Genomic DNA, 18,673 nt, shown 5'->3' on the forward strand with positions numbered 1-18,673 from the left:
AGAAGTTCGATCGATGCTCCGGTGAACCCGGGGAGTCCGGGCCATCCGGGGAGTAGTGCAGTGACCACCGCTGAGCAGCAGGGCCAGGGCGACCGGAGTGCACCGGCGGCCGCCGGCGGATCCGGTGCGTCCGGTGTCGGCGACCTGCCCGAAGCGGCGCCCGGCGGCATAGGGGCCACCCCGAAGTTCCCGGACACCGCCGTCGCGGCCGCCCCCGGCGCCCTCTCCCCGGTCTCCCGATCCCTCGGCCTGCTCCGCCGCCACCCCGTGCTCGTCGCCACCGCGGTGGCCGCCCTCCTGCACGTCATCTGGTTCTTCAGCTTCGCCAACAGCGGCGGCGACCTCGCCGCCCAGGACGCCTGGGCCGAGTTCGTCGGCCGCCATCCCGACTCGGCGTACAACCTCGCCTGGTACGGCGGCATGCACCCGGTCTCGTACAGCGTGGTGTCCCCGTACGTGATGTACATGATCGGCGTGCGGACCACGATGATGGTCGCCGGTACGGTCTCGGCCGGGCTGCTCGCGCTGATCCTGACCCGCTGCCGGGGCAGCGTCCGCGAGCCGCTGTGGCCGGCCCTGGCCGGGGTGTACGGGCTGCTCTGCAACGCCCTGTCCGGCCGCGTCACCTTCGGGCTCGGCGCGATGTTCGCGCTCGGCGCCGTCGCGGCCGTCTTCTGCTGGCCCCGCACATGGGCGGAGCTGCGCTGGGCCAAGGCGGCCGTGGCGGCCCCGCTGGCCGGGCTCGCCACCGCCTCCAGCCCCGTCGCCGGGCTCTTCCTCGGGGTGATCGCGGCAGCGCTGTTCCTGAGCGGGCGGCGCCCGGGGGCGTACGCGCTGGGCCTGGCCCCGGTGGCGGTCGTCGGGCTGTCGGCCTGGCTGTTCCCGTTCTCCGGTACGCAGCCGATGAAGCTGGGCTCGGCCGCGCCGCCGTTCCTCTTCGGGCTGGCGATCCTGTTCCTCGTACCGAAGCGGTGGAAGACGGTTCGGATCGCCTCCGCCGTCTACGCCTTCGGGGTACTGCTGACCTGGGCGATCGACTCGCAGGTCGGCTCGAACGTCACCCGGCTGGTCATGCTGTTCGGCGGGGCCGTGCTGCTCGCGGCCCTCCCGTACGCGGTCCCGCGCAGCCGGCACTGGTACGCGGTGCTGTTCGCCTTCGTCGGCGTCACCGTCTGGATCACCGCCAACAGCATCACGGACATCGTCCGCACCACCCCGGTGGCCGCCTGGAACCGGGAGCTGGCCCCGCTGGTCGACCAGCTGAAGAAGGCGGGCGCCGAACGCGGCCGGGTCGAGGTGGTCCCGGCCAGCAGCCACCGCGAGTCCTCCGCCTTCCCGGCGTACGTGAACCTCGCGCGCGGCTGGAACCGGCAGGCGGACCTGGAGCGGAACCCGCTCTTCTACGACGACACCCTCACGGCGGCCAGCTACCGGGAGTGGCTGGACCGCTGGGCCGTGCACTACGTGGTGCTACCGGCCGACAAACCCGATTCGGGCGGTGAGGACGAGGCGAAGTTGGTGAGCGAGGGGCTCCCGTACCTCCGGCAGGTGTGGGGCGACCGGAACTGGCGGCTGTTCGAGGTCGACCGGCCGACGGACCTGGTGTCCGGGCCGGCCACGGTGGTCCGCGCGGGCGCGGACCAGCTGGTCGTGGACGTGAAGGCGGCCGGGCGGGTGCTCGTGCGGATTCCGCACTCGCCGTGGCTGGGGCTGGTGGACGGGGCCGGCAAGCCGGTGCCGCCGCCACAGGAGACCTTCGCGTCGAAGGCGCGCGGCGGGGGTGGGGGCGGCGGCTCGGGCACGCTGGCGAAGGAGTACGCGAACACGGCGGGGTGCCTGTTCAAGGCGGCCCCGGACACGGCGGGCGACGTGTGGACGGAGCTGCTGGCGCCGGGGCCCGGGGTGTACCGGGTGGCGGCGAAGTACCAGCTGCCGCGGGGGACGCCGTGCCCGGAGGAGCTGACCCGATGGCTGGCGGGACCGCTGGAGCGGCCGGCTCCGCCGCGCCCTTGATCGAGAATTTTTACGGTCGGTCCGGGTGCGTTGCTCCGCATATCTGCATACCATCCCAATAGTCCGATTGGGTGCTTCCCGAGGGAGTTGACGACGGGATGAGCAAAGAGCAGCAGAGGCAGGATTTCCGAGAGGCCTTCCAGACCCAGGAGCCGGATCGGCCGCCGCGCCCGGCAGGCCACGGCTTCGACGGTCTCGTGCGGAGCAAGGTCAAGGGCGGAGCGCACACGAAGGCGGCCCTGAAGCGGGCCGGCACCCCGCAGGGTGACCGCATCGGCGAACGCAGCAGAGGCCTGAGCTGATCCCGAGATCCACGCGCACGCGTCTCACCGAAGGCCCTCCCGGCTCCGGCCGGGAGGGCCTTCGTGTGCCGCCACATGCTCTCGCCGGGGGCTTTGGCCCTTCACGGGGCCGCGCCCAAATATCCGGACAACCGTTACATTGCCGACGGATTGCCGGAACGTGACCCTCGTAACGTGTTTTCGCCGCCAGGCTCCCGCCCACCCCCGGCCGCCAGGCTCCCGCCCGGCGGCCCTTCCCGGCCCGGAGAACACCATGCCCAGCACCCTCGCGCCCCGCACGCTCCGCGTGATCGTGACGACGACCCTGACACTGTCCGTCACGGGCGCCCTGGCCGCCTGCGGTGCCGGCGGCGCCCGGCTCCCGCCCGACCCCGAGGTCGGCAACGCGTCGGCGGCGGCCCCCGTGGCCGACACGACCACGGCTCTTCCCCCGTCGAAGCCGACCGGGATGAAGATCGACGCGGCGGGCGTGGACGCGAAGAGGATGGTCGACCTCAAGGTGGACGCCACCACCGGCGAGCTCGGCGTCCCCAACGCCGACACGGACGCGGACAACCCCGGCTGGTGGACCGGGGGCGCGACCCCGGGCGAGCGGGGCGTCTCCGTCCTCGTCGCCCACTTCGACACCAAGCACGGCCCGGCGCTGATGAAGAACGTCAAGGAGATCGGGCTCGGCGACCTGATCGAGGTCCCGCGCGAGGACGGCAGGACCGCCAGGTTCAGGATCCGCGAGATCGAGGACGTCGACAAGAAGGACTTCCCGACCGACAAGGTCTACGGCGAGACCCGGCGCCCCGAGCTCCGCCTGCTCACCTGCGGCGGCGGGATCAAGGACGGCCACCGCACCAACAACGTCATCTTCTACGCCGACCTGGTCGCCTGACCCGCCCCACGCGAAAGGGCACCCACCGATTTCGGTGAGTGCCCTTTCCGCTGTGCCCTCGGCAGGATTCGAACCTGCGACACCGGCTTTAGGAGAGCCGTGCTCTATCCCCTGAGCTACGAAGGCGGGGGCTTGTCGGAAACGTTGCCGGAAACCCCAGAGGGATCGCCCGAGCCGCCTCGACGAGCGTGCTGGTCAGATGACGTGCGCCTGTCTGGGTGGAGTTGCCCTCGCGGACACTTTCCCCGGCACACGCCTGGTAGCCGTCTGACCGCTGACAGCCTAGCGGATCGTGCTGGGAGTGGTCGCACGGATTGCAGCAGGCGCGGCTCCAAGGCGAGGGCATGGTCGTGACCTGGGGGTTCTGGAGGCCGGGGGGCGGAGGTTGGGGGCGTGGTGAGGGCGCGGGGGACGGCTGCGGCGTCCGTTCTGTCTGCTTGCCCCCTGGGAGCCGCGGCATGGATGCGCTGGCGGGGGTCGCCTCCGTACCGGCGGCCGCCGCGGGCGCGCCGTGGGCGACGGCTCCGCCCGTGCCCCGCACACCGTCCGCCGGCCCCGACGGGTTCGTCCACCGGGGTGTTCGGCACATCCCGCACTGAACTCCCGGCCCCCGGGAACCCGTTGGGCCCGCACTTCGGGGCCCGCCCGCCGAACTCCCCCCGCCCGCCGTTCCGCTCCCGCCGCCGCCGACCCGCGGGTAGCCTGTTCCGCATGGATGTGGGGGCATTGGTGACCGCGGGAGCCACGACCGTCATCGGGCTGATGGCTTCGGACGCGTGGACCTATACGAGCGGGCGGCTGGCCCGCCTCCTCGGCCGTTCCGAACAGGAGCTCCGCTCCTCGCGCGCCGAGCTCCTGCTGGCCCGCACCGACGGCGACGTGCCGGCGCTGGAGCAGTTCGAAGAGGACTGGCGGGAGCGTCTGCGGGTGGTCCTGGAGGCCGATCAGGCGGCCGTACGGGAGCTCACCGCGCTGCTGGACGAGGTGAACCCGGGCTGGCGGGGGACACCGTCGATCGTGAACACGGTCAGCGGCGGCGATTTCCACGGGAACAGTCAGGTCTTCATGGGGCGGGAATTCACCATCAACCAGCCCCCGCGGCAGCCCGATGACCGGGGGAATTCCGGCTGATCCGGTTTGAGGTCGTACGCCCCGGTCCATGGGACTCCCATGGAATTCCTTCGCCCCGCCGGCTGGGAGGAGGCGCTCGCCGCCAAGGCCGAGCACCCCGCCGCCGTGCCCATCGCCGGCGGCACCGACGTGATGGTCGAGATCAACTTCGACCACCGTCGGCCGGAGTACCTCCTGGACCTGAACCGCATCGGTCTGCTGCGGGAATGGGAGATCGACGGGGACGTCGTACGGCTGGGCGCGTCCGTCCCGTACACGCAGATCATGGAGCACCTGCGGGCGCGGCTCCCGGGCCTCGCCCTCGCCTCGCACACCGTGGCCTCCCCGCAGATCCGCAACCGCGGCAGCGTCGGCGGCAACCTCGGTACGGCGTCCCCGGCCGGTGACGCGCACCCCGCGCTGCTCGCCGCCGGCGCGCAGGTGGAGGTGGAGTCGGTACGGGGCCCGCGGCTGATCCCGATCGACGCGTTCTACACCGGGGTCAAGCGCAACGCCCTCGCCCCCGACGAGTTGATCAAGACCGTGCACGTCTCCGTGGCCGACGGACCCCAGCAGTTCTCCAAGGTCGGCACCCGCAACGCCATGGTCATCGCCGTCTGCGCCTTCGGCCTGGCCCTGCACCCGCGGACCCGGAGCGTCCGTACGGGAATCGGCTCGGCGGCGCCCACCCCGGTCCGGGCGAAGACGGCCGAGGAGTTCCTGGCCGCGGCCCTCGACGAGGGCGGGTTCTGGGAGTCCCGCAAGGTCATCACCCCGTCGATCGCCAAGCAGTTCGGGGAACTCGCCGCCGCTGCCTGCAATCCCATCGACGACGTCCGCGGCACCGCCGCGTACCGCCGCCACGCCGTCGGCGTCCTGGCCCGCCGCCAGCTCCTGTGGACCTGGGAGGAGTACCGCGCCGGCGGAGCCGGCGCACCGCGGACCCCGGCCCGGTGATCCTCAGACGCCCATCGGGGTGTGCAGCTCCACGACGACCTCCACCTCGACCGGCGCGTCCAGCGGCAGCACCGCCACGCCCACCGCGCTGCGCACGTGGATGCCCGCGTCGCCGAAGGCGGTGCCGAACAGCTCGCTGGCCCCGTTGACCACGCCCGGCTGGCCGGTGAACCCCGGATCGCTCGCGACGAAGCCGACCACCTTGACCACCCGTTTCACGGCGGACAGATCGCCGGCCACCGAGGCGATCGCGGCGAGCGCGTTCAGGGCGCACTGCCGGGCCAGCCCCTTGGCCTCCTCCGCCGAGACCTCGGCCCCGACCTTCCCGGTCAGGGGCAGCGCGCCGTCGATCATCGGGAGCTGGCCGGAGGTGTACACGTGGTGCCCGTTGACCAGGGCGGGCACGTACGCGCCCAGCGGGGCGAGGGTCTGCGGGAGCGTGAACCCGGCCGCGGCGAGCCGCTCCTCTGGGGTACCGGTCGTCATCCTGTCTCTCCTCGGTCTCGTGATCTCGGCGTGTCGGCGTGTCGGCATCTCGGCGTCTCGGCGGTGTCTCGGTCTCCTGGCGTCTTTCGGCCCCTCGGCCCCTCGCCCCTCGGCGTCTCCCGGCCGCGCGGTCTCAGGGGCGGGTGATGCGGACCTGGAAGCTCCCGTTGCGCAGCTCGCCCACCACCGAGATGCTGACGCCGGCCTGGTCGTCGGTGAAGGTCTCGCCCGGCCGGAACGGCGCGTCCGAGAGCTCCCCGTGCACGTTGGGCCGCCGGGTGCAGCCGCCGCTGCCGACCGCGCTGTCGGAGACGGTGACGGGCCCGCGCCCGGTGTCCACCTGGGAGTCCACCTTGTAGATCAGTACTCCGGGCTTGCAGATGGCCTCGTCGTTCCCGGCCAGGGTGCGCACCTCCACCGCGTACCCGGCGGTCTCCGACAGCGGTACGAAGGCCAGCTTGGTGCCGCCCTCCACGGCCAGCGGGGTCAGGGTGTGGTCGCTGACGCCGGATTTCGCGGCGCAGCTGATCTGCGAGCTGTCCAGCCAGCCCAGCTTCCACTTGTGCCAGCCCAGCAGGTCGTTGTTGGCTCCCCAGTCCTCGCTCATGATGTCCCAGTGCCCGACCGCGCCCCCGCCGTCGGCGGTGTAGAGGTCGGGCAGCCCGAAGACGTGCCCGTTCTCGTGCGGGAGCACCCGGTATCCGGTCTCCCGGTACGTGCCCGAGCCGTCGTCCTGGCGGCTGTAGACGAAGGACGTGTTCGCGAGCGGTACGCCATCGGCCATCGGGGCCTCGGCGTTGCCGGAGAAGGTCACCGAGAGCACGGTGTCCAGGGCGGACGGTCCGGCGTTCGGCGTGACGAGGATGTTGACCAGGTCGTATCGGCTGAAGTCCACCTCGGCGTCGGCGGCCTTCGCGATGTGCTCGACGAGCTGCCGGTAGCCGGGCTCGTACGCGGACCCGCGCTCGATCCCGTACGCGGCGAACGGCATCGGCATCCGCAGCCAGGTCCTTATCGGCGCCTCGGCCCGGTACGTGAGCCGGCCGTAGGAGCTGGTGCGGAACCAGTCGGAGGTCTGGGGGAAGAACTCCGCCATGCGGTCCAGGGCGGTGCCCTCGCCCTTGGCGTCCGGGAAGTCGATCATCAGGTTCAGCGCGCGGACCTCGCCGGTCGAGCGGGAGTACCCGGGTGGGGTCGGCAGCCCCTCGGACATCTGGACGCCCATCGCGCCGGTGATCCGGCAGGGTGCCAGCGCAGACTCGGCGCTCGTGGCCACGGGCCCGGCCGCGGAGTGGCTGCGGCCGGATATCCCGGTGCTGGCGGTGGCGGTGATCCCGAGGGCCAGCACGGTGAGGCCGATGTACGCGCCGGCGCGGCGTGGTCTGCGTATCCGGTGGCGGGTCTGCGGCATGGAGATCGCCTTCGGGTCCGCGGCAGCCGGCCGGGCCCGGACTGCGCTCTGTGCGATCACCCTCCGTCGGCTGCGGCGCGCCCGCGCGCCGGGTGCGTCCGAACGGGAACCGCGGCGTGAGCCAGGTCACACAAGAGAGTGAAATAACCGGGGAGGCAATCCCCGTTTGTACGTGAGTCCCGCAAAGCGGGGACCGACTCCCCGTTTGGGGGGCGGGTACGAGACCCAGGCCCAGGGAGGCCTCGCATGAAGCGCCCCACCACCCCGGCGGCGGACCCGTCCGCCCCGGCGGCGGCCGTGGACCTGTCGGCGGACCGGTCCGTGGATCCGGCGCTGCCGTCGGGCCCGGCGCGGTCGTCGGACGCGGCTCCCACCCCGGTCCCGCGGCCGCGGGCGGACGCCGTGCGCAACCGCGAGCGGATCCTGGTGGCGGCGCGCGAGGTGCTGGTGGAGCAGGGCTCGGGGGCGCCCTTCGACGAGATCGCCCGCCGGGCGGGCGTCGGCAACGCGACCCTCTACCGGCACTTCCCCGACCGGGCGGCCCTCGTGCACCACGTCGTGCTCTTCGTGATGGACCGGGTGACCGTCCAGGCCGAGGACTCCCTCGCCGAGGAGTCCGACGCCTTCGCCGCGCTGTGCCGCTTCACGCACGCGGCGGCGGACGAGCGGATCGGCGCCCTGTGCCCCATGCTCGCCGGGGACTTCGACGGCGAGCACCCCGAACTCATCGCGGCCCGCGAGGCCTTGGCGGCAGCCGTCGAGACCCTCGTGGCCGCGGGCCAGGAAGCCGGGCTGGTCCGCACGGACATCGGCGTCGGCGACCTGATGGTCGCCCTCTCCCAGCTCAGCCGGCCGCTGCCGGGCATTTCGTGCATGGCGGTCGACGGATTCGTCCACCGTCATCTCCAGCTGTTCCTGGACGGGTTGCGGGCGCCGGCCCGCTCCGAACTGCCGGGCGAGGCGGCCACGCTCGAGGACCTCAGGCAGAAAACCATGTGACGCCCCGGGTCGCGCCCGCTAGCGTCGTAAACCCGTCTCAAACAGTTTTAAAGATCATATTTCAGTCATTCCGCACAGTAAGTGGGTACCCCCATGTCAAAAACAGCCGCGCCCGCGCCGCTGGCTGCCGATCCCAGTCGCTGGAAGGCACTCGTCTTCATAGCCCTGGCCCAGCTGATGGTCGTCCTCGACGCGACGATCGTGAACATCGCCCTCCCGTCCGCCCAGACCGACCTCGGCATCTCCGACGGCAACCGCCAGTGGGTCATCACCGCGTACGCGCTGGCCTTCGGCGGACTGCTGCTCTTCGGCGGCCGCATCGCCGACAAGTGGGGCCGTAAGAACGCCTTCATCGTCGGCCTCATCGGCTTCGCCCTGGCCTCCGCGCTCGGCGGCGCCGCCAACGGCGAGGCGATGATGCTGGGCGCCCGCGCCCTCCAGGGCGCCTTCGGCGCACTGCTGGCCCCGGCCGCGCTCTCCCTGCTGGCCGTCATGTTCACCGACGCCAAGGAACGCGCCAAGGCCTTCGGCATCTACGGTGCGATCGCCGGCGGCGGCGGCGCCGTCGGCCTGATCCTCGGCGGCTTCCTCACCGAGTACCTGAACTGGCGCTGGACCTTCTTCGTCAACATCCCGTTCGCGATCATCGCGGCCGTGGGTGCGTGGATGATCATCCGTGAGCCCGCCGGCGGCCGCAACCGCGCTCCGCTCGACATCCCCGGCGTGATCCTGTCCACCACCGGCCTCGTCGCGCTGGTCTACGGCTTCACCCGCGCCGAGTCGGCCGGCTGGTCGGACGCCCTCACCGTGACGATGTTCGTCGCCTCGGCGGTCCTGCTCGCCGCCTTCGTGTTCGTCGAGTCCCGCGTGAAGTCCCCGCTGCTGCCGCTGCGCGTCCTGCTGGAGCGCAACCGCGGCGGTGTCTACCTCTCGCTCGGACTGGCCGTCATCGCGATGTTCGGCCTGTTCCTCTTCCTCACCTACTACCTGCAGGTCGTGAAGGGCTTCTCGCCCGTCAAGACCGGCTTCGCCTTCCTGCCGATGATCGCGGGCATGATCACGGGCTCGACCCAGATCGGCGCCCGTCTGATGACCCGGGTCCCGCCCCGGCTGCTGATGGGCCCGGGCTTCCTGCTCGCCGCCACCGGCATGCTGCTGCTGACCCAGCTCGAGGTCGGGTCCTCGTACCCGGCGCTGATCCTGCCGGCGCAGCTGCTGCTGGGCCTGGGCATGGGTACGGCCTTCATGCCGGCCATGTCGCTGGCGACGCACGGGGTGAACCCGGCCGACGCCGGTGTCGCCTCCGCCATGGTCAACACCTCGCAGCAGGTGGGCGGCGCCATCGGCACCGCGCTGCTGAACACGATCGCCGCCTCGGCGACGACCGCGTACCTCACCGACCACGCGGCAGCGGTCGCCGCGGGCGGCCCGGCGGCGAAGCTGATCCAGGCGCAGGCGATGGTGGAGGGCTACTCCTCCGCCATCTGGTGGGCGGTCGGCATCCTCGTCGCCAGCTCGGCCATCGCCCTGACGCTGATCAACACGGGCCGGCCGGGCGCCGGCGGTCCGGTCGCCTCCGGTGACGGAGCGGGTGCGGACGCCGAGGTGAAGATCCCGGTGATCGCCCACTGACGCGGCGCGGGAGGCCCCGGAATGACTGATGACCCCCGTGTCGTTCGAAATCGAACGACACGGGGGTCAGTCGTGTGCGGGTTGGGATGGGAATGGGTTGGTTGTCCGGGCAACCAGAAGCGGGCGAGGGCCGTCTTCAGGGGTGGAGCGTGCAGCCGCGGCGCACGTCGCGGAGTGTGACGGCGGTCACCCGGGCGTGACGGCGGGGCAGGATACTGCAAGATCTCCAAAAAGAGGGACCGGCGTGGGAATTCTGTCCCGATTCCAGTCGTTGTTTCCTTCGGAAGCGGGCACTCGGGAGAGTGTCCAGGGACGCGGAGCCGCGTCCCAGCAGCCGCACCGCGACCTAACTCATTGCAAGGGAGCACGCATGGCAACCCGCGCCGTCGCCCGTCGTCAGTCCAGGAGCAGCGCCCGCGCTGTGGGCGGGGAGATCGCCGACCGCGACCTGGTGGGCATGTACCTGGACGAGATCGCGCGTACCCCGCTGCTCGACGCGGCCAAGGAAGTGGAGCTCTCGCAGATCATCGAGGCGGGCGTGTACGCCCAGCAGATCCTCGACGGCGAGATGGAGCGCGAGGGGGAGACCCCGGCCCGCGAGGAGCTGGAAGCGCTGGCCGCCGAGGGGGAGCGGGCCAAGGAGATCTTCATCCGGTCCAACCTGCGCCTCGTCGTCGCCGTCGCCCGCCGCTACCCGCGCAGCGGCCTGCCCCTGCTCGACCTGATCCAGGAGGGCAACGCCGGCCTGGTGCGCGCCGTCGAGAAGTTCGACTACGCCAAGGGCTTCAAGTTCTCCACGTACGCCACGTGGTGGATCCGCCAGGCCATCACCCGCTCCATCGCCGACCAGTCCCGCACCATCCGCCTCCCCGTCCACCTGGTCGAGGAGCTCGGCCGGATCCGCCGCGTCCAGCGCGAGTTCAACCGCGAGAACGGCCGGGACCCGGAGCACGCCGAGATCGCCGCCGAGCTGGACTCGACGGAGAAGCGCGTGGGCGACGTACTGGACTGGGCGCGCGACCCGGTCAGCCTCAACATGTCCGTGGACGACGAGGGCGAGACGCAGTTCGGCGACCTCCTGGAGGACACCTCCGCGATCTCCCCGGAGCAGTCCGTCCTGTCCCTGCTGCGCAGCGAGGAGCTGGAGGACCTGCTGGGCAAGCTGGACCAGCGCACGGCCTCGATCATCAAGATGCGGTACGGCATCGACGACGGCCGCGAGCGGACGCTGACCGAGGTCGGCAAGCAGCACGGCCTGACCCGCGAGCGGATCCGGCAGATCGAGAAGCACGCCCTGCTGGAGCTGAAGCGGATGGCCCGCGACACGGGCTTCGACGCGGTGGCCTGACCCGGCCCGACCGCCCCCCGAACGAGCCCCCGGTGCCTACCCCCCCAGGCGCCGGGGGCTCCCCTTCGTCCGCGCTCATCCCTGCGGGGGCACGGCCGCGGTGAGCCGGGCCGCCAGCGCGCGGGCCGCCTCGGCCAGGAAGTCCGGGGTGTGCACCGTGAAGGGCGCCGCCGTCAGCGCCAGCCGGGCCGCGACCCACTCCGGGGAGTCCCCGCTGGAGAACCGGACCCGGCAGCCCCCGCCCACGGGCTCGGCATGCTGGCGCAGCCACCCCGGCAGCACCTCGGCCGGGGCCGCGAACGACACGTCCACGGCGTACGTCTCCCCGCCCCGCAGCCCCCGCCGGACGAACTCCGCCGCGTCCATCGGCAGCTCCCGCGGCGCGAAGCGGGCGCCCGTCGCGAACGGCTCCGCCACCCGGTCCACCCGGAAGGTCCGCCAGTCCCCCCGGTCCATGTCGTACGCCACCAGGTACCACCGGTTCCCCGTGCTCACCAGCCGGTACGGCTCCACCAGCCGCCGGGAGTCCGCCCCGTCCCGCGCCCGGTACGCGAACCGCAGCCGCTCGGGCCCCGCCACCGCCGCCGCGATCGTGGTCAGCGTGTGCGGGTCGATGCTGGGCCCGTCCCCGCGGGTCACCGCGATCGTGGCCGACTGCAGGGCGCCCACCCGCCGCCGCAGCCGCCCCGGCAGGACCTGTTCCAGCTTCGCGAGGGCCCGTACGGACGCCTCCTCGACCCCCTCGATCGCGTGCCCGGCGCCCGCCCGCAGCCCCACCGCGATCGCCACCGCCTCCTCGTCGTCCAGCAGCAGCGGGGGCATCGCGGCCCCGGCGACCAGCCGGTACCCGCCCTCCGCGCCCAGCGAGGCCTCCACCGGGTACCCCAGCTCCCGCAGCCGCTCGATGTCGCGCCGGATCGTGCGCGGGCTCACCCGCAGCCGCTCCGCGAGCTCGCTCCCGGGCCATTCGCGGGGTGTCTGGAGCAGGGAGAGCAGGGTCAGCAGCCGTGCCGGGGTGTCGGTCATGCGATCCACATTGCCATGGGAAATAGGACACCATCTGACCTAGATCCCGTCTAAGTTCTCTTCCATGACCTCCGAGACCACCTCGCCCGCCGACCGCCGCCGCTGGCTGGCACTAGCCATCGTGATGACCGCGTCCTTCATGGACCTGGTCGACGTCACGATCGTCAACATCGCGATACCCAGCATGCGCCAGGACTTCGGCGCCTCCACCAGCGCGATCCAGTGGATCACCGCCGGCTACGCGCTCGCCTTCGCCGCCGGTCTGATCACGGGCGGCCGTCTCGGGGACATCTACGGGCGCAGGCGCCTCTTCCTCGTCGGCGTCGCCGGCTTCACCGCCGCCTCGCTCCTGTGCGGCATCGCGGCCGACCCCGCCATGCTCGTCGCCTCCCGCCTCCTCCAGGGCGGCATGGCGGCCATGATGGTGCCGCAGGTCCTGGCGATCATCCACGTCACCTTCCCGCCGCACGAGCGCGGCAAGGTCTTCGGCATGTTCGGCGCGATCGTCGGCCTCGGCGCGGTCTCGGGGCCGCTGCTCGGCGCGCTGCTCACCGAGTGGAACCTCTTCGGCCTCGAATGGCGCACGATCTTCCTGATCAACCTGCCCGTCGGCATCGCCGCGGTGATCCTGGGCCGCAAGTTCATCTCGGAGTCCAAGGCCCCCAAGGCACTGCGCCTCGACCTGGTCGGCGTGGTCCTCGCCACCCTCGCCCTGGTCATGCTGATCTTCCCGCTCACCCAGGGCCGGGAGAACGACTGGCCGCTGTGGGGCTTCGTCTGCATGATCGCCTCCCCGCTGGTCTTCGCCGCCTTCATCGTCTACGAGAAGTACAAGATCAAGAAGGACGGCTCCCCGCTCGTAGAGCTCTCCCTCTTCAAGGTCAAGAGCTTCGCCGGAGGCATCGCGGTCCAGCTGGCCTTCGGCCTGGCGACCGGCATCTTCTTCCTCGTCTGGACGCTCTACATGCAGATGGGCCTCGGCTGGAGCCCGCTGCGCGCCGGTACCACCGGCATCCCCTTCTCCATCGCCGTCTCCGTCGCCGCCGGCCTCTCGGTCGAGAAGCTCGTCCCCCGGTTCGGCCGCAAGGTGCTCCAGGCCGGCGCGCTGACCATGGCCGCGGGCCTGCTCCTCTACATCTGGGAGTCGCAGCACTACGGCATGGGGATCGCCTCCTGGCAGATGGCCGCCCCGCTGGTCGTCATGGGCATCGGCATGGGACTGATCGTCGCCCCGCTGAACGACACCATCCTGTCCCAGGTGCCGACCGAGCACGCCGGCTCGGCCTCCGGCCTGATCAACACCACCGGCCAGATGGGCAACGCGCTCGGACTCGCGCTGACCTCCGTCGTCTTCTTCGGGTCGATCGAGGACGACCGGGTCCTCGGCGCACCGTACGTCGAAGCCTTCCGCGGCGCGCTGTGGTGGGTCGCGGCCGTGCTCGTGGTGATCTTCGCTGTGATGTTCGTGCTGCCGCGCAAGCAGGTCCCGATGGCGGAGCGCGAGGGCGGTACGCAGGCCCCCGCTTCCGAGGCCGTCCCCGTCGGGTAGCCCCGCCCCACCGCTCCCGGGCATGTCCGCTTCTGTTGGCGGACATGCCCGTTTGCTTTGGTTTGGCGTGCTATCGGCGTACAGTGGGGCGCAATCCGCAGAAACGGACGCGAATCCACATGTACGCAGCGGAACGCCAACAGGAGATCCTCCGCCTCGCCCGCGAGGCGGGCCGCATCGACGTCCTCTCCCTCGCCGACCGCTTCCAGGTCACCGCCGAGACCGTGCGCCGCGACCTGAACGCCCTGGACCGGGCCGGCCTGGTCCGCCGCGTGCACGGCGGGGCCATCCCGGCCGGCCGCCTCGACTTCGAACCGGACCTCACCGAGCGCGAGGCGACCCGGGCCGAGGAGAAGGACCGCATCGCGGCCGCCGCCCTCGCCGAACTCCCCGAGGGCGGGAGCGTCGTCCTCGACGCGGGCAGCACCGTCGCCCGCCTCGCCGCCGCCGTCCCCGTCGACTGCGCGCTCACCGTGGTCACCCACGCGCTGCCCGTCGCCGCCCGGCTCGCCGACCACGCCGGCGTCGACCTCCACCTCGTCGGCGGCCGAGTCCGCCACCACACCCGGGCAGCCGTCGACGCCTGGGCCCTGCGCGCCTACGCCGAGATCCGCGCCGACGTCGCCTTCCTCGCCGCCAACGGCTTCTCGGCGCACGGCCTGTTCACCCCCGACCTCGCGGAAGCCGCCGTCAAGCGGGCCGCGATGGCCGCCGCCCGCCGGGTGGTGCTGCTCGCCGACTCCTCGAAGGCGGGCCGGGAGCACTTCGCGTGCTTCGGCTCCTTCGCGGACGTGGACCTCCTGATCACCGACCAGGGGCTCGCCCCTGCCCAGCAGGCGGCCATCGAGGCCGCCGGTACGGAAGTCGTGCTCGTATGATCCTGACCGTCACCCCGAACCCCTCCCTCGACCGGACGTACGAGGTCCCCTCGCTGGAGCGCGGCGCGGTGCTGCGCGCGACCGGCGACCGCGTCGACCCCGGGGGCAAGGGGGTCAACGTCTCCCGCGCGGTGGCCGCCGCCGGGGTCTTCACGACGGCGGTCCTCCCGCTCGGCGGCGCCCCGGGCGCGCTGATCGCCAAACTGCTGGGCCTGCAGGGCGTGGACGTCACGGCCGTGACGATCGCCGGGCAGACCCGCTCCAACATCGCGCTCGTCGAACGGGACGGCACCCTCACCAAGATCAACGCGCCCGGCCCCGAACTCACCGCGGAGGAATCCGCCCTCCTGCTGGAGACCGCAGGCACCGCCACCGGCCGACCCGAATGGATCGCGGCCTGCGGCAGCCTCCCGCGCGGACTGCCGTCCGAGTGGTACGCCGACCTCGTCGCCCGCGCCCGCGAGAGCGGCACCCGCGTCGCCCTCGACACCTCGGGCCCGGCGCTGACGGCCGCCCTGCCGGCCCGCCCCGACCTGATCAAGCCGAACGCCACGGAGCTCGCCCAGGCGGTGGGCCGCCCGCTCGCCACCCTCGGCGAGGTCACCCGTGCGGCCCAGGAGCTCCGCTCCCGGGGCGCGGGCGCGGTACTGGCCTCCCTCGGCGTCGACGGGCAGCTCCTGGTGAGCGCCGAGGGCACCTACCACGGCACCGCCCCCGTGACCGCCGTCCGCAGCGACGTCGGGGCCGGCGACGCCTCCCTGGCCGGATTCCTCATCGCGGGCGGGACCGGCGCGAAGGCCCTCGCCTCGGCCCTGGCCCACGGCGCGGCCGCGGTCCAGCTCCCCGGCAGCGCCATGCCGACCCCCGCGGACCTGCACCCCGAAGCCGTCCACATCACCGAGAACCCGCCCGCGGCCCTGCACCTGTCCGCGCCCGCCCTGCCCTGACCGACAAGACACCCCCTGCGGCAGCCGTCATCGCACCCGTGCGCGCAGTTCCATCGCCCCGCGGGCGGCCGCCTCGCTCTCGTACACCTCGCACATGTGCCGCCCGTCCGGCGTCGCCGTGTGCTCGACCTCCCACAGGCTGAGCTCGGTCCCGTCCAGCAGCACGAACGAGTGCTCGTACAAGTTGAATCCGGCGGCGCGCCCGTCCGCCGTGAACGGCCGGGTCCCGAACGCCTGCGTGATCTGGTGCGCATACGCCGACCGCAGCAGCAGCGCCGTCCCCTCGCCCGGCCGGTCCGGGTTCTCCGCCCGCCGCAGCACCCGGCGGGCGTGGTCGGCGGACTCCTCCACCGCGTACTCCCGGTGCCGCCGCGCCGGCGAGCTCGCCGCGAACAGCGCGCTCAGGTCCACCGCATCGGTGTCCGGCTCCTCCTCGGCGGCGGCGAGCGCCGGATCCAGCGCCGGGTCGAAGGCCGCCTCCGCCGGGGCCTCGCCGAACAGCCGGGCCACGGCCAGGCAGGCCTCCGCCCTGCTCACGAAGACCTCGTGCCGGATCGTCCGGTCGCCCACCAACCGGTACACCAGCTCCCACAGCGACGCCGAACCGCCGTCCGACAGCAGGTACGTGTGCCGGTGGGTCTCCCGCCACAGGCCCGCCGCCGGACTGTGGTGGGTCGTGTGCAGGGAGGAGCTGTGCGCGAGCGCCGTTTCCAGGCGCTCGATTAACCGGTCAGGCAGGTCGAACGAGTTGAGGGCGCGGCCCAGGAGTCGCTCGAGGTGCGCCTCGGTTGTCTCGTACGGATCGCTCAAGGTGGGTCTCCAGGCCGTCGCAGCTTGTGACTTCGCGGAAGCTCAACGTAGCCCCTGGCTCTGACATCACGTCCGGGGTTCGGTAAAACGTCCGGGAAGCATCCGGGGTTCCCGCCACCCCTTCAGGTCAACTTGCCCTGGGATGGTGATGATTCGCCCGGGTCTGTGCCGGAGAGGGGGAACATGGCCCGTATGGCAACGAAAACAGTGGGCCTTCCCCACCAGCAGGGGCTGCCCCGGAGCAGGTACGAGGGTGAACCGGAGGCCGGACCGCGGGCGTTGGCCTGGCTGCTGGCGCTCACCGGGGCCGCCGGGGTGCTGGCCTCCTGGGTGATCACCCTCGACAAGTTCCTCCTGCTGGAGGACCCGGACTTCAAGCCCGCCTGCAGTCTGAACCCGGTGGTCTCCTGCGGCAGCGTCATGAAGAGCGAGCAGGCGGCGGCCTTCGGCTTCCCCAACCCCCTGCTGGGACTCGTCGCGTTCGGGGCCGTCGTGTGCGTCGGCGCGGGCCTGCTGGCCGGCGCCCGCTACCGCGACTGGTTCTGGCTGGGACTCAACGCCGGGATGCTCTTCGGAGTCGGCTTCTGCAGCTGGCTGATGGTCCAGTCCCTGTACGAGATCAACGCGCTCTGCCTGTGGTGCTGCCTCACCTGGGCGGCCACCCTGCTGATGTTCTGGGCGGTCACCGCCCGCAACGTCCGTACGGGTGCGCTGCCCGCGCCCGGCCCCGTGCGGACCTTCTTCACGGAGTTCGCCTGGGCCCCGCCCGCCCTGCACCTCGGCGTGATCGGGATGCTGATCCTCACCCGGTGGTGGGAGTTCTGGACCGGCTGACGCCCCCCACGCACGCCCGAGGGCCCCGGCAGCTGGACGCTGCCGGGGCCCTCGTCACATCGCTCCACGGGCACAGGGCCCGGACGGCGGAAAGCAGGGGAGCGGGAATCAGCTGCCGACGGAGCCGTTGCCCGACAGGACCGGGATGTTGTCCAGGATGTGGGAGAGCGGCTCGTCGCCCTTCGCCTGGGTGGAGTTCTCGGTGCACTGCTGGTTCATCGGGTTGGAGAGGACGTTGATGTCCTGGACGCCGACGTTGAGGGCCGCGAGGATCGACTGGGCGTTGACCTTGACCGGCAGGCCGATGCAGGGCTTGTTCAGCGTGCCCTGGACCAGGCCGAGCTGCGGGCTCATCGCGCCTTCGGTCTTCTGGTTGCCGTAGATCTGCGAGGCGCCGTTGCCGTTGACGGTGTTGATCCCGTTGTCGTTGCCGATGGCCATGGCCGGGGCGGCAACAGCAGCGCCCGCGCCGACGGCGGCGGCGGTGACCGCGGCAGCAGTCATGATCTTCTTGAGCATCATTGGTCCTTTTGTCGCACGAGTGCCCGCTAGTGGAGCGCCCTGGTCAACTGGCCTTCCCGGGGGTTGGTTCCGCTGCTTCACTCAAACGGCCCGTTCCGGCGGGGGATTTCCCCACCCCGGGTGAGCCTTCTGCGGACACGTGCGCGAAGCCCGTACGCAGCGCCCAGGGCGGCTCGGACCGTTCAAGATCCTGTTGCGCTCCGTAGAGGGTGTTCGCACGGTGGGTAAGGAAGCGGATCGCTCGGGTCCGCCTCTGTGCGACCACCGAAGGAAGTGCCATGCACCGCACGAAGCCGTCCCGCATCCGCGTCCTCGTCCCGTCGGCCCTCGCCGTCGTCATACTCTCCGGCGCGGCCGCCCCCGCGGGCGCCGCGGACGGTGACACGGCCGCCGCCCTCCGGAACCGGGTGGCGGCCGCCCAGCAACAGATCGAGCGCCGCGCGGAGGCCGCCGCCCCGGCCGGCCCGCTCGACGACCTCCTGGCGGGGATCACCGCCACTTTGGACGGGCTCCTCAAGTCCCTCCAGAACCTCCTGCCCGGAGTGACGCTCCCGCCGATCAAGCTGCCGACCCTGCCGAACCTTCCGGCGATCCCGGACATCCCGGCGCTGCCGATCCCCGCCCTCCCCGAGATCCCGTCGATCCCCGAGGTCCCGGAGATCCCCGACCTCCCCGTCTCCAAGCCGGCGGCTCCCGTCTCCAAGCCCGCCGCACCCGTTTCCAAGCCGGCGGTTCCGGCGGTGCCCGCGGTCCCGGCCAAGCCGGCGGCGCCCGCGGTACCCGCGGTACCCGCCAAGCCCGTCGCGCCCGCGGTTCCGGCACCGGTCGAGCCGGCCGTTCCGGCCCTGACGCCGGTGGAGAGCGTGCCTGAGGTCCCCGACCTCCCGTAGTGGGGGAGGAATGATCGCAGACGGCGGCCCGAAAACCGTGCGTGATTACGACTATTGAGCTGATCAGGTCTGATTG

The 18,673-nt window shown here is 72.0% G+C and carries 19 protein-coding genes and 1 tRNA gene; 14 read left to right on the forward strand and 6 right to left on the reverse strand.

The genetic code is table 11. From position 1 onward, the window contains the following. Positions 1 to 60: 60 nt before the first annotated feature. The 3 genes from K7B10_RS23710 to K7B10_RS23720 all read left to right on the forward strand — a co-directional run bounded on the left by K7B10_RS23710 (position 61) and on the right by K7B10_RS23720 (position 3,198). A complete protein-coding gene (locus K7B10_RS23710; RefSeq protein WP_372481449.1) occupies positions 61 to 2,013 on the forward strand; it encodes a DUF8823 domain-containing protein in 1,953 nt (650 codons plus the stop codon). A gap of 98 nt (positions 2,014 to 2,111) precedes the next feature. Further along, the gene (locus K7B10_RS23715) at positions 2,112 to 2,315 is read left to right on the forward strand and encodes a hypothetical protein (RefSeq protein ID WP_229338883.1); all 204 of its coding nucleotides are present in this window, start codon (positions 2,112 to 2,114) and stop codon (positions 2,313 to 2,315) included. Between the two features lie 253 nt (positions 2,316 to 2,568). Beyond that, the gene (locus tag K7B10_RS23720; protein WP_229338885.1) at positions 2,569 to 3,198 is read left to right on the forward strand and encodes a sortase domain-containing protein; all 630 of its coding nucleotides are present in this window, start codon (positions 2,569 to 2,571) and stop codon (positions 3,196 to 3,198) included. Between the two features lie 53 nt (positions 3,199 to 3,251). Here K7B10_RS23720 and K7B10_RS23725 read toward each other — a convergent pair. Then, positions 3,252 to 3,324, reverse strand: a tRNA-Arg gene (locus tag K7B10_RS23725). Positions 3,325 to 3,656: 332 nt separating this feature from the next. Between K7B10_RS23725 and K7B10_RS23730 the strand changes: the two genes are divergently transcribed. The 3 genes from K7B10_RS23730 (at position 3,657) to K7B10_RS23740 (ending at position 5,265) form a co-directional block, all read left to right on the forward strand. Continuing rightward, the gene (locus K7B10_RS23730) at positions 3,657 to 3,797 is read left to right on the forward strand and encodes a hypothetical protein (protein ID WP_229338887.1); all 141 of its coding nucleotides are present in this window, start codon (positions 3,657 to 3,659) and stop codon (positions 3,795 to 3,797) included. Between the two features lie 112 nt (positions 3,798 to 3,909). Beyond that, positions 3,910 to 4,329: a hypothetical protein gene (locus K7B10_RS23735; protein ID WP_229338889.1), complete on the forward strand. Its 420-nt coding sequence runs from the start codon at positions 3,910 to 3,912 to the stop codon at positions 4,327 to 4,329. Positions 4,330 to 4,368: 39 nt separating this feature from the next. After that, positions 4,369 to 5,265, forward strand: coding sequence for an FAD binding domain-containing protein (locus tag K7B10_RS23740; RefSeq protein ID WP_229338891.1), 897 nt, complete (start codon positions 4,369 to 4,371; stop codon positions 5,263 to 5,265). A gap of 3 nt (positions 5,266 to 5,268) precedes the next feature. On the opposite strand, the gene K7B10_RS23745 is transcribed toward K7B10_RS23740, so the two are convergent. Further along, positions 5,269 to 5,751: a RidA family protein gene (locus K7B10_RS23745; RefSeq protein WP_229338893.1), complete on the reverse strand. Its 483-nt coding sequence runs from the start codon at positions 5,749 to 5,751 to the stop codon at positions 5,269 to 5,271. Between the two features lie 133 nt (positions 5,752 to 5,884). After that, positions 5,885 to 7,162: a M6 family metalloprotease domain-containing protein gene (locus K7B10_RS23750; RefSeq protein WP_229338895.1), complete on the reverse strand. Its 1,278-nt coding sequence runs from the start codon at positions 7,160 to 7,162 to the stop codon at positions 5,885 to 5,887. Positions 7,163 to 7,408: 246 nt separating this feature from the next. Between K7B10_RS23750 and K7B10_RS23755 the strand changes: the two genes are divergently transcribed. The 3 genes from K7B10_RS23755 (at position 7,409) to K7B10_RS23765 (ending at position 11,141) form a co-directional block, all read left to right on the forward strand. Then, entirely contained in the window at positions 7,409 to 8,161 is a 753-nt protein-coding gene (locus K7B10_RS23755; protein ID WP_229338897.1) for a TetR/AcrR family transcriptional regulator, read from the forward strand. Positions 8,162 to 8,254: 93 nt separating this feature from the next. Next, positions 8,255 to 9,793: an MFS transporter gene (locus K7B10_RS23760; protein ID WP_229338899.1), complete on the forward strand. Its 1,539-nt coding sequence runs from the start codon at positions 8,255 to 8,257 to the stop codon at positions 9,791 to 9,793. Between the two features lie 370 nt (positions 9,794 to 10,163). Then, complete coding sequence (locus tag K7B10_RS23765) at positions 10,164 to 11,141, forward strand: sigma-70 family RNA polymerase sigma factor (RefSeq protein ID WP_229338901.1); 978 nt, start codon at positions 10,164 to 10,166, stop codon at positions 11,139 to 11,141. Between the two features lie 75 nt (positions 11,142 to 11,216). Here K7B10_RS23765 and K7B10_RS23770 read toward each other — a convergent pair whose 3' ends face one another. After that, positions 11,217 to 12,167, reverse strand: a complete 951-nt coding sequence (locus tag K7B10_RS23770) for a helix-turn-helix transcriptional regulator (RefSeq protein ID WP_229338903.1) — start codon at positions 12,165 to 12,167, stop codon at positions 11,217 to 11,219. 64 nt (positions 12,168 to 12,231) lie between these two features. Here K7B10_RS23770 and K7B10_RS23775 point away from each other — a divergent pair, with 64 nt between their 5' ends. The 3 genes from K7B10_RS23775 (at position 12,232) to pfkB (ending at position 15,541) form a co-directional block, all read left to right on the forward strand. After that, positions 12,232 to 13,716, forward strand: a complete 1,485-nt coding sequence (locus K7B10_RS23775; protein WP_229338905.1) for an MFS transporter — start codon at positions 12,232 to 12,234, stop codon at positions 13,714 to 13,716. Between the two features lie 119 nt (positions 13,717 to 13,835). Next, the gene (locus K7B10_RS23780; protein WP_229338907.1) at positions 13,836 to 14,594 is read left to right on the forward strand and encodes a DeoR/GlpR family DNA-binding transcription regulator; all 759 of its coding nucleotides are present in this window, start codon (positions 13,836 to 13,838) and stop codon (positions 14,592 to 14,594) included. Further along, positions 14,591 to 15,541 (forward strand): 1-phosphofructokinase, encoded by a 951-nt coding sequence (gene pfkB, locus K7B10_RS23785; protein ID WP_229338909.1) that lies wholly within the window; start codon positions 14,591 to 14,593, stop codon positions 15,539 to 15,541. Before K7B10_RS23780 ends, pfkB begins: the two co-directional genes overlap by 4 nt. A 27-nt stretch (positions 15,542 to 15,568) precedes the next feature. Here pfkB and K7B10_RS23790 read toward each other — a convergent pair whose 3' ends face one another. Further along, positions 15,569 to 16,351 (reverse strand): DUF6227 family protein, encoded by a 783-nt coding sequence (locus tag K7B10_RS23790; protein WP_229338911.1) that lies wholly within the window; start codon positions 16,349 to 16,351, stop codon positions 15,569 to 15,571. A gap of 192 nt (positions 16,352 to 16,543) precedes the next feature. On the opposite strand from K7B10_RS23790, the gene K7B10_RS23795 reads away from it, so the two are divergent. Next, entirely contained in the window at positions 16,544 to 17,185 is a 642-nt protein-coding gene (locus K7B10_RS23795) for a vitamin K epoxide reductase family protein (RefSeq protein ID WP_229338913.1), read from the forward strand. Between the two features lie 108 nt (positions 17,186 to 17,293). On the opposite strand, the gene K7B10_RS23800 is transcribed toward K7B10_RS23795, so the two are convergent. Next, positions 17,294 to 17,704 (reverse strand): rodlin, encoded by a 411-nt coding sequence (locus tag K7B10_RS23800; RefSeq protein ID WP_229345324.1) that lies wholly within the window; start codon positions 17,702 to 17,704, stop codon positions 17,294 to 17,296. A gap of 281 nt (positions 17,705 to 17,985) precedes the next feature. Here K7B10_RS23800 and K7B10_RS23805 point away from each other — a divergent pair, with 281 nt between their 5' ends. Further along, positions 17,986 to 18,597, forward strand: coding sequence for a hypothetical protein (locus tag K7B10_RS23805; protein ID WP_229338915.1), 612 nt, complete (start codon positions 17,986 to 17,988; stop codon positions 18,595 to 18,597). Positions 18,598 to 18,673 lie beyond the last annotated feature (76 nt).

Source organism: Streptomyces flavotricini (genome assembly GCF_020639365.1).
Classification (GTDB): domain Bacteria; phylum Actinomycetota; class Actinomycetes; order Streptomycetales; family Streptomycetaceae; genus Streptomyces; species Streptomyces flavotricini.

Excerpts from the sequence above, each read along its gene's own strand:
- K7B10_RS23715 (WP_229338883.1), top strand. The coding sequence starts at position 2,112 with ATGAGCAAAGAGCAGCAGAGGCAGGATTTCCGAGAGGCCTTCCAGACC.
- K7B10_RS23720 (WP_229338885.1), top strand. The coding sequence starts at position 2,569 with ATGCCCAGCACCCTCGCGCCCCGCACGCTCCGCGTGATCGTGACGACG.
- K7B10_RS23730 (WP_229338887.1), top strand. The coding sequence starts at position 3,657 with ATGGATGCGCTGGCGGGGGTCGCCTCCGTACCGGCGGCCGCCGCGGGC.
- K7B10_RS23735 (WP_229338889.1), top strand. The coding sequence starts at position 3,910 with ATGGATGTGGGGGCATTGGTGACCGCGGGAGCCACGACCGTCATCGGG.
- K7B10_RS23740 (WP_229338891.1), top strand. The coding sequence starts at position 4,369 with ATGGAATTCCTTCGCCCCGCCGGCTGGGAGGAGGCGCTCGCCGCCAAG.
- K7B10_RS23745 (WP_229338893.1), bottom strand. The coding sequence starts at position 5,751 with ATGACGACCGGTACCCCAGAGGAGCGGCTCGCCGCGGCCGGGTTCACG.
- K7B10_RS23750 (WP_229338895.1), bottom strand. The coding sequence starts at position 7,162 with ATGCCGCAGACCCGCCACCGGATACGCAGACCACGCCGCGCCGGCGCG.
- K7B10_RS23755 (WP_229338897.1), top strand. The coding sequence starts at position 7,409 with ATGAAGCGCCCCACCACCCCGGCGGCGGACCCGTCCGCCCCGGCGGCG.
- K7B10_RS23760 (WP_229338899.1), top strand. The coding sequence starts at position 8,255 with ATGTCAAAAACAGCCGCGCCCGCGCCGCTGGCTGCCGATCCCAGTCGC.
- K7B10_RS23765 (WP_229338901.1), top strand. The coding sequence starts at position 10,164 with ATGGCAACCCGCGCCGTCGCCCGTCGTCAGTCCAGGAGCAGCGCCCGC.
- K7B10_RS23770 (WP_229338903.1), bottom strand. The coding sequence starts at position 12,167 with ATGACCGACACCCCGGCACGGCTGCTGACCCTGCTCTCCCTGCTCCAG.
- K7B10_RS23775 (WP_229338905.1), top strand. The coding sequence starts at position 12,232 with ATGACCTCCGAGACCACCTCGCCCGCCGACCGCCGCCGCTGGCTGGCA.
- K7B10_RS23780 (WP_229338907.1), top strand. The coding sequence starts at position 13,836 with ATGTACGCAGCGGAACGCCAACAGGAGATCCTCCGCCTCGCCCGCGAG.
- pfkB (WP_229338909.1), top strand. The coding sequence starts at position 14,591 with ATGATCCTGACCGTCACCCCGAACCCCTCCCTCGACCGGACGTACGAG.
- K7B10_RS23795 (WP_229338913.1), top strand. The coding sequence starts at position 16,544 with ATGGCAACGAAAACAGTGGGCCTTCCCCACCAGCAGGGGCTGCCCCGG.
- K7B10_RS23800 (WP_229345324.1), bottom strand. The coding sequence starts at position 17,704 with ATGCTCAAGAAGATCATGACTGCTGCCGCGGTCACCGCCGCCGCCGTC.
- K7B10_RS23805 (WP_229338915.1), top strand. The coding sequence starts at position 17,986 with ATGCACCGCACGAAGCCGTCCCGCATCCGCGTCCTCGTCCCGTCGGCC.